At 67.1% G+C, this 365-nt stretch carries 1 pseudogene; it reads right to left on the reverse strand.

The window, feature by feature from the left end:
• A pseudogene (locus tag HMPREF2924_RS22135) lies at window positions 1-365 on the reverse strand (tail length tape measure protein); the annotation flags it as partial.

Here is a 365-nt window from a genome sequence, read left to right on the forward strand (position 1 = left end):
GCCTTCTGGGCCAGCTGCTGCGCGGCAACGTCGGCCAGAGATCGGCTGACCGCCTGCAGGAACGATACCGCGGCCTCCTGCAGCGACAGGGTGCCATCGGCGAGACCGCGCAGCGCATCCTGCATGCCATTCTCGATACCGGATCGCAGAGCCAAAGTGAGCTGGTCGGCGGCCACGCGGGTGTTTTCGAGCTGCTGGCGGAGATCCTTCACGCGCTCGATCGCTGCCGGATCGCCAGTTGCCTTGGCCAGCTCCTCCATGCGAGGCACAAGTTGCTCTACCTCGTCGGCGGTGGACCGATGCAGGTCTAGCAGTTGCTGGCGCGCGGCCAGTTCGCTGACGAGACCGGCCTGCTGGGCGGCCTG

The organism is Pseudomonas sp. HMSC063H08 (genome assembly GCF_001813645.1).
Taxonomy (GTDB): domain Bacteria; phylum Pseudomonadota; class Gammaproteobacteria; order Pseudomonadales; family Pseudomonadaceae; genus Pseudomonas; species Pseudomonas aeruginosa.